Annotated in this window: 6 protein-coding genes; 2 read left to right on the top strand and 4 right to left on the bottom strand. The window is 67.8% G+C overall.

Features of this window, described 5'->3' with window-relative positions:
* Positions 1-161 (bottom strand): ATP-grasp domain-containing protein (locus DFQ14_RS20640; RefSeq protein WP_179951452.1); only part of this gene is annotated, 161 nt, incomplete at its 3' end.
* 348 nt (positions 162-509) lie between these two features.
* Between DFQ14_RS20640 and DFQ14_RS20635 the strand changes: the two genes are divergently transcribed.
* Positions 510-1,250, top strand: a complete 741-nt coding sequence (locus tag DFQ14_RS20635) for a GntR family transcriptional regulator (protein ID WP_114454996.1) — start codon at positions 510-512, stop codon at positions 1,248-1,250.
* 98 nt (positions 1,251-1,348) lie between these two features.
* Here the strand turns inward: DFQ14_RS20635 and DFQ14_RS20630 are convergent, their stop codons facing one another.
* The 3 genes from DFQ14_RS20630 to DFQ14_RS20620 all read right to left on the bottom strand — a co-directional run bounded on the left by DFQ14_RS20630 (position 1,349) and on the right by DFQ14_RS20620 (position 5,356).
* Entirely contained in the window at positions 1,349-2,317 is a 969-nt protein-coding gene (locus tag DFQ14_RS20630) for a 2Fe-2S iron-sulfur cluster-binding protein (protein WP_114454995.1), read from the bottom strand.
* Positions 2,314-4,248, bottom strand: a complete 1,935-nt coding sequence (locus DFQ14_RS20625) for an NAD(P)H-dependent oxidoreductase subunit E (RefSeq protein ID WP_114454994.1) — start codon at positions 4,246-4,248, stop codon at positions 2,314-2,316. The genes DFQ14_RS20630 and DFQ14_RS20625 overlap by 4 nt, the downstream gene beginning before the upstream one ends.
* Before the next feature lie 94 nt (positions 4,249-4,342).
* The gene (locus tag DFQ14_RS20620) at positions 4,343-5,356 is read right to left on the bottom strand and encodes a 2-dehydropantoate 2-reductase (RefSeq protein ID WP_114454993.1); all 1,014 of its coding nucleotides are present in this window, start codon (positions 5,354-5,356) and stop codon (positions 4,343-4,345) included.
* Positions 5,357-5,800: 444 nt separating this feature from the next.
* Here DFQ14_RS20620 and DFQ14_RS20615 point away from each other — a divergent pair, with 444 nt between their 5' ends.
* Entirely contained in the window at positions 5,801-7,537 is a 1,737-nt protein-coding gene (locus DFQ14_RS20615; protein ID WP_114454992.1) for a thiamine pyrophosphate-binding protein, read from the top strand.
* Positions 7,538-7,578 lie beyond the last annotated feature (41 nt).

Raw genomic sequence — 7,578 nt, 5'->3', positions numbered from 1 at the left:
CCCCGTCCTCCGGCCTTGACCTGGGCCTTGACCACCACAGGTCCGCCGAGTTCTTCAGCGGCTGCCTTGGCCCCGTTCGGATCAGTGGCCACGGAACCGGGCAGCGTCGGCACTCCGTGGGCGGCGAAGAGCTCCTTCGCCTGGTACTCGTACAGATCCACTCGACTCTCCTTTGCACGCAGGCTTGCATACAGTATGCACAACTTTGCGCGAAGGACCAAGCCTTTTCGATTCGACGACAAGTCCGACGCCTTCCCGGCAAGCAAGAGTGACCACCCGGAACCCGAGTGCCCCTGCGGCACATGTGCACAGCCTGCGCCAAAATGGAGGTGTGCGACTCGGAGGCGGGCTGCGCTCGCGCCTGCTTCGCGGTGACAGCAAGGGCTGTGACCGAACTCTCGGGCACTGGACTGTGGAATACTGTATACTGAAACCATCGGAACCGTACAACCGCAGTCGCAGGACCAGCACGGACGCTGAGCTGCTCTGCCGTCCCTGGGAGTTCACCTATGTCGCTGCCGTCAGGATTGCCGCAGGAGCTCTCGTCCCGGCAGGTCGCACGCCCTGTCCCACTACGGGAAACCGTCTACGAAGCCATCCTCGAGATGATCGTCACGGGCGATCTCCAGCCCGGTCAGCACCTGGTGGAAAAGGAGCTGGCGGAACTGCTGGGCGTCTCGCGCCAACCCGTGCGGGAAGCCCTGCAGTGGTTGCAGAAGGACGAGTGGGTCGATCTACGCCCGGGATACGGCGCTTTCGTTCACGTGCCCACCTCCGAGGAAGCCGACCAGCTGCTGGGAGTGCGCACGCTGCTGGAGGCCGAGTCCGCGCGCCTGGCGGCCACGCAGGCCGGCGAAGCCGGTATCGACAGGCTTCGGGAGATCTACGACCGCGGTATCGCCGCGCTCGCCGAGGACGACATCGACAGCGTCGTGGCGGCCAACGCCGAACTGCACACCTGCATCACCGAGCTTTCCGGCAACAAGGTGCTCATGGAGCTGGCAAGCCAGGTCGGTCGCAGGGTGCGCTGGTACCACACGCCGGTCGCCCGGAACCGCGGCCAGAAGGCCTGGGACGAGCATGCCGCGCTGATCGAGGCCATCGCCCAGGGCGAGGCCGACCGCGCGGCGACGCTGATGCGCGAGCACACCGAGCACACCCGGCGGTCCTACCTCGAGCAGAACGACGAGGAGCACAGCGGCGAGGACGAGCCCACCCCGGCGAAGTCCTCCCGGCGCCGCAAGCGGTAGTGCGGCAACCAACCCCCCTGGCCCGCCCCGCGTCCGGACGCACGCAGGATCGGTCCGTAAGGCCGCTTCGCCTCCGGACCTTCCCCGCCGAGAGTGCCCTATGCCTGCCCCGTGGTCGGCTCCGTGGATTCCTCCGCGGGGCGCCGGGAATCCTGCATGTGCTCCCAGCCGAAACGCCCCTTGATGCAGAGGTTGCCGTGGCCCACGGAATGGTCGTGCGGCGAGGTGACGCGCACGATCTCGTTGTCCTGGGTGTGCAGGGTGAGGTTGCAGCCGACGCCGCAGAACGTGCAGACGGTGGTCGTCTGCTGCTGCCGCGACTCGTCCCAGCTGCCCTCTGCGCGCATGTCGAACTCCTTTTTGAAGCTCAGCGCTCCGGTGGGACAGACCTCGATGCAGTTACCACAGTAGACACACTCCGAGTCCGGCAGCGGGTTCGCGAACTCCGTGGAGATCCGCGCATCGAAGCCGCGGCCGGCAACGGCGATGGCGAAGGTGTTCTGCCACTGTTCCCCGCAGGCGTCCACGCACTTGTAGCACAGGATGCACTTGCCGTAGTCGCGGACGTAGAGGTCGTTGTCCACTTTGGCCGGCTGCTGCACGGTCGCGGCCGTGGTGCCGTCCGGCTCCTCGTGCTCGCCGGGCGGCCGTTCGTCGTGGTCGTCGGCGGGCGGATCCGGGGGACCGAACCGCTCCGGCTTCGCCTGGTACTGCTCCATCCACTCGGCGACGTGCGGCGTCGTGGACAGGTCGGCCGACGAGCCGAGCAGTTCGAGCACCAGCTTGCGACTGTGCCGGGTGCGCTCGGAATCGGTGCGCACCACCATTCCCTCGGTGACCTTGCGGGAGCAGGAGGGAACCAGTGTCCGCGAACCCTCCACCTCCACCATGCACACGCGGCAGGCGTTCGCCGGGCGCAGCGTATCGCCGTAGCACAGGGTCGGGATGGACGTGCCCACCGCCGTGCAGGCGTCCAGGATGGTCGACCCTTCCGGGACGCTGACGGTCTCGCCGTCCAGTGTGACGTCCACCAGCCGACGCGGCAGGCCGAGATCGACGACGGTCATGCGGGTCCTCCTTTCGACAGCGTGCCGAGTCGGTCGATCGCCGATTCGACCGCGTTCCACGCGGTTTGCCCCAGCCCGCAGATGGACGAGTCCCGCATCACCTGACCGACCTCGCGCAGCAGGGCGAGATCATCGCCGTCGGGGGGTGCCTTTCCGCCCGCCATGCGCTGCAGCGCCTCCTCCTGGCGCACCGTCCCGACCCGGCACGGCACGCACTGCCCGCACGACTCGTCACGGAAGAACGACGCGATTCGCAGCAGCATCGCGGGCAGGTTCACCGTGTCGTCGAAGACGAGGACGACGCCCGAACCGAGTGTGGTCCCGGCTTCCTGCGCACCCTCCATCGTCAGCGGAAGATCGAGCTCGCCCGGCCGGACGAAACCACCTGCCGCCCCGCCCAGCAGCACCGCGCGCAACGTGCGCTCCTCCGGCACACCTCCCGCGAGGTCGAGCAGCTCGCGCAACGTCGTGCCGAACGGGACCTCGTACAGCCCGGGACGGGCCACAGTGCCGGACAAGCAGAACAATCGGGTGCCGGTCGAGCGCTCCGTTCCGATGCGCGCGTACGCCTCGCCGCCCTCGATGAGGATCAGCGGTACGTTGACCAGTGTCTCCACATTGTTGACCACGGTCGGCTTGCCGAACAGTCCTTCCTCCACCGGCAGCGGCGGCTTGCTGCGCGGCTCACCGCGGTATCCCTCGATGGAGTTGAACAGGGCGGTTTCCTCACCGCAGATGTAGGCCCCGGCACCCCGGCGGATCTCGATGTCGAAGTCGACGCCCTCGTGCCCCATGATGCTGCGGCCGAGAAAGCCTCGTTCGCGGGCCTGCGCGATGGCGTTGGCCAGCCGACGTGTCGCCCGCGGGTACTCGCCGCGGATGTAGAGGTAGCCCTTGGCGCACCCGGTGGCGAAGCCGGCGATGGTCATCGACTCGATGACGGAGAACGGGTCGCCCTCCATGAGAATGCGGTCCTTGAAGGTGCCCGGTTCGCTCTCATCGGCGTTGCAGACGAGGTAGTGCGGCCGCACCGGCTGGGAAGCCGTGCTGTCCCACTTGCGCCCCGTGGGGAAGGCCGCACCTCCCCTCCCCATCAGCTTCGCGTCCGTGACCTGCTTGATGACTTCCGCCGGGCCCGCGCGCAGGGCGTTGCGCAGCGCGATGTAGCCGCCGTGGGCGCGGTAGTCGTCCAGGCTGTCCGGGTCGACGACACCGACCCGGTGCAGCAGTCGCAGCTCGGGATCACCCGCCTGGGGAACCGACTCGCGTGCCGGGGGTTCCCGGTCCGCATCGGCCGGTCCGGAGCGCGCCGATTCTTCGATCTCGTCGGTGCCCGCGGGTGCGAGCAACTGCGTGCGAGCGGGATCGCCCGCCTCGAACGCCAGCGCCGCCGGTGCGCGCTCGCACGCCCCCAGGCACGGGCTGTGCTGCCACGTCATCCCGTCGACCGCCGTTCCCGCAGGGCCGAAGGACTGTTCCAGCCTGTCGCACAGCTCGGAGGAGCCGTTGGCCTTGCACGCCAAGTCGGTGCAGACGTGCAGCACCCTCGACGGCCTGGGCCGCAGCGCGAACAGGGCGTAGAAGCTCGCCACGCCGTAGGCATCGGCCGGAGGCACCGAGAGCTGCCTGCAGATGTGGTTCAGTGCTCCCTGGCTGATCCAGCCGATTCGATCGTGCACGGCGTGCAGAGCGGGCAGCAGCATGTCCCGCCCGTCCCGCGTGCCGTTGCCGTGCGCGGATCCGTTGCCGTGGGCGGCCCCGTGGGCGGGAAAGGGCCCACTTCCGTTCGGATGCCCGCCGTTGTGCGCATCCCCGTGGCCGTGGACCGTGCCCGGATCGAGACCGTTGCCTCCCTCCGGTGATCCGAGCAGGGCGTCCACCGCGGCCCGTTCGGCCTCGGTCGGCGTGGCATCAAGGTAATGCAGATCCACAGCAGCTCCTCACGTGCACTCGGGAGCCGATCCCCGCCTGCGGGGCGAAATCGGGCCGTCGCCGGTGTGTGGTGATCATGTCGAAGCGGGTGCGTCAGGACACCGGGGTCGCGGCTGCCGGAGCGGTGTCGGAGGCCGCGGTTTCGATCTGGTGGTTGAGCAGATCCGCAAGCGCGTTGATCACGCGCAATGTCGGCGCCGAAGTGCCGGTCAGGTCGGCCAGCTCGACGACCGCGGCCAGCAGCACGTCCAGCTCCATGGGCTTGCCACGCTCCAGGTCCTGCAGCGTGGACGTCTTGTGCTCACCGGTGCGCTCGGCGCCTGCCATCCTGCGTTCGATGGCGATGTCCGGGTGACATCCCACCCCGGCGGCGACATCGAGGGTCTCGCGCATCATCGTGACGACGAGTTCCCGGACATCCCGGTGCCGGCACATGCCGGCCATGGTGGCTCGGGTCAGCGCGCTGATCGGGTTGAACGCGATGTTGCCCATCAGTTTGATCCAGATCTCCGGCCGCAGGTCCCGTTCCACCGGACACTTGAGACCGCCGGCCACCATCGCGTCGCTGAACTCCCGGCAGCGCTCGGACATGCTGCCGTCCGGTTCGCCGATGGAGAACCGGGTGCCCTCGAGATGCCGCACCACTCCCGGTGCTTCCAGTTCCGTTGCCGCGTAGACGACACAGCCGATGGCGCGATGCAGGGACAGCGCCTCGGTCACGGCCCCGTCCGGGTCGACACTGTGGATGCGATGGTTTTCGTACTCACCCGGCATGCCGTGGAAATACCACCACGGGATGCCGTTCTGCGCCGCGATGACCGACGTCCGCTCGTGCAGCAACGGATGGACCATCGGACCTGCCGCGGCATAGGAGTTGGCCTTCAGGCCGAGGAAGACGTGATCCACCGGGCCCACTTCAGCCGGGTCATCGGTGGCATGCGGGCGCACGTGGAAGTCCCCTCGCGGGCTCAGCACCTGCACTCCGTCGCGACGCAGCGCTTCCAGATGAGGCCCTCGGGCGATGAGGGCGACTTCAGCGCCGGCGCGTTGCAGGCTGGCACCGACATACGCGCCGATGGCGCCCGCACCAAGAACAGCGACTCTCACATCGAACTCCGCTCTCCCCAGGAATTCGGCGGGATACCGTCATTGCATTCAGCATACTGTATGTCGCCCCGCAGGCAAATGCCCTTTCTGCGATCGGGCCTTCGCCTGCGGTCCAAGCGGCTGTCGACAAGTGGGGCGCCGTGGCGGGTCGTGCTCATGCCCGGTCCCGTGCCACCCGGAGTGAGCCTACTGCGCCTGTGAAGGCCTCCCCCTGCCCCGAAAGCGCCCGCACGGGCCGTTCGACGACGAGGCACCGCGCATCTCTGGACAGAAGCCCACCTTCAAGAGTATGCATACCTCCATACGGTATTCAGTATGGAGCTATCGCTTCGTGTTTCGCGAGGCATCGAAAGGGCCGTGAGCCGGCCGGTAAGCACGCCGGCGGCGACCAATTGCCCCGCCACGTCGAGTTGCCGTACGCGACCGAGGAGATGAGGACGCACCATGGCGCAAACCACCCAGACAACGCCCGAGAACGCCGCACCGCTCGGCGCTGCCGAGCAAACCCACGAGCCCGAGCAGGTATCCGGCGGTCACCTGGTGGCCAAAGCACTCAAGGCCGAAGGTGTCGACACGATCTTCACCCTGTGCGGTGGCCACATCATCGACATCTACGACGGATGTGTGGACGAGGGAATCTCGGTCATCGACGTACGGCACGAGCAGGTGGCCGCGCACGCCGCCGACGGGTACGCGCGCGTCACCGGCAAACCCGGGTGCGCGGTGGTGACCGCCGGGCCCGGCACCACCGATGCGGTCACCGGCGTGGCCAACGCCTTCCGAGCGGAGAGCCCGATGCTGCTCATCGGCGGTCAGGGCGCGCTGTCACAGCACAAGATGGGGTCCCTGCAGGACCTGCCGCACGTGGACATGATGGACCCGATCACCAAGTTCGCAGCCTCGGTGCCGCACACCGAGCGTGCCGCCGACCTGGTGTCGATGGCCTTCCGGGAAGCCCACCACGGCGCACCCGGTCCGTCCTTCCTGGAGATTCCGCGGGACGTGCTCGACGCCCGGGTTCCGGTCGAGAAGGCACGGGTTCCCGAAGCCGGGCACTACCGCGCCTCCACGCGTTCGGCCGGTGATCCGCAGGCCATCGAGCGGCTCGCCGACCTCCTGCTCACCTCGGAGAGGCCGTGCATCCTGCTCGGCAACCAGGTGTGGACGTGCCGGGCGACCGACTCCGCCGTCAAGCTGGTCCGGGAACTCAACGTCCCCGCCTTCATGAACGGCGCCGGGCGCGGCACGCTGGGGCCCGACGACCCGCTGCACTACCAGCTCGCCCGGCGGCACGCCTTCAACAATGCCGACCTGATCATCATCGTCGGCACACCGTTCGACTTCCGGATGGGCTACGGCAAGCGGCTGTCCCCGGAGGCAACGGTGGTGCAGATCGATCTCGACTACCGGACCGTCGGCAAGAACCGCGACATCGACCTGGGCATCGTCGGCGATGCCGACGCGGTGCTGTCCGCGGTCGCCGAGGCCTGCTCCGGTCGCATCGACAACGGCGCCACCGGCCGCAAGCAATGGCTGCAGGAGCTGCGCGAGGTCGAAACGACCGCCTACAACAAGCGGCTTCCCCGGCAATTGTCCGACGCCTCCCCCATCGACCCGTATCGCCTCGTCCACGAAATCAACGAGTTCCTCACCGAGGACTCGATCTACATCGGCGACGGCGGCGACATCGTCACCTTCTCCGGCCAGGTCGTCCAGCCCAAGGCCCCCGGCCACTGGATGGATCCGGGTCCGCTGGGCACGCTCGGGGTGGGCATCCCGTTCATCATGGCCGCCAAGCACGCGTTCCCGCACAAGGAAGTGGTCTGCCTGTTCGGGGACGGTGCGCTGAGCCTCACCGGCTGGGACTTCGAGACGCTGGTGCGCTTCGACCTGCCGTTCATCGGGATCGTGGGCAACAACTCCTCGATGAACCAGATCCGGTACGGCCAGATCGACAAGTACGGCGCCGATCGCGGCCGGGTCGGCAACACTCTCGGCCACGTCGAGTACGACAAGTTCGCCCAGATGCTCGGCGGGTACGGCGAAGCGGTCCACCACCCGTCCGAGATCGCGCCGGCCCTGCAACGCGCGCGGGAGTCGGGCAAGCCTTCTCTGATCAACGTCTGGGTCGATCCGGAGGTCTACGCCCCGGGAACCATGAACCAGACGATGTACAAGTGACCGCGATCACGACTTCATCGATGTCGATTTTTTCGAATGTC

Source organism: Halopolyspora algeriensis (genome assembly GCF_003337235.1).
Lineage (GTDB): Bacteria > Actinomycetota > Actinomycetes > Mycobacteriales > Pseudonocardiaceae > Haloactinomyces > Haloactinomyces algeriensis.
This window is presented reverse-complemented; position numbering and strand designations above follow the sequence as displayed.